This window comes from Pseudomonas agronomica (assembly GCF_025917275.1).
GTDB lineage: Bacteria > Pseudomonadota > Gammaproteobacteria > Pseudomonadales > Pseudomonadaceae > Aquipseudomonas > Aquipseudomonas agronomica.
This window is the reverse complement of record NZ_JAOSHO010001101.1, coordinates 1-322: the sequence shown is the minus strand read 5'-3', so window position 1 is coordinate 322 and position 322 is coordinate 1. Positions and strand designations below refer to the sequence as shown.

The window sequence follows — 322 nt, the reverse complement described above, 5'->3', positions numbered from 1 at the left end:
TCGACGCCTTGCATGACCAGGCCGGCAGCCGTCACGTCGTCGAATTGCACGGCAGCCTGCACCGCGTGCTGTGCCTCGATTGCGGCCAGCGCAGCGAGCGACAGCAGATCCAGGCATTGATGGAAACCGAGAACCCCTACCTGGCCGGTGTCGATGCCGTGCAGGCGCCCGATGGCGACACGCTGCTGGACCCCGCGTTCGAGGCGCGCTTCCAGGTGCCCCGTTGCCCGCAATGCGCCGGCGAACGCCTGAAACCGGATGTGGTTTTTTTCGGTGAAAACGTCGCCGCGCCCATCGCTGCCCGCGCCATGCAAGCCGTCGA

At 66.8% G+C, this 322-nt stretch carries 1 protein-coding gene; it reads left to right on the top strand.

Going from position 1 to position 322, the window contains the following annotated elements; all coding sequences use genetic code 11:
- Positions 1-322, top strand: a 322-nt coding sequence (locus OC610_RS29110; RefSeq protein ID WP_332880496.1) for a Sir2 family NAD-dependent protein deacetylase, incomplete at both ends; no start/stop codon positions are given.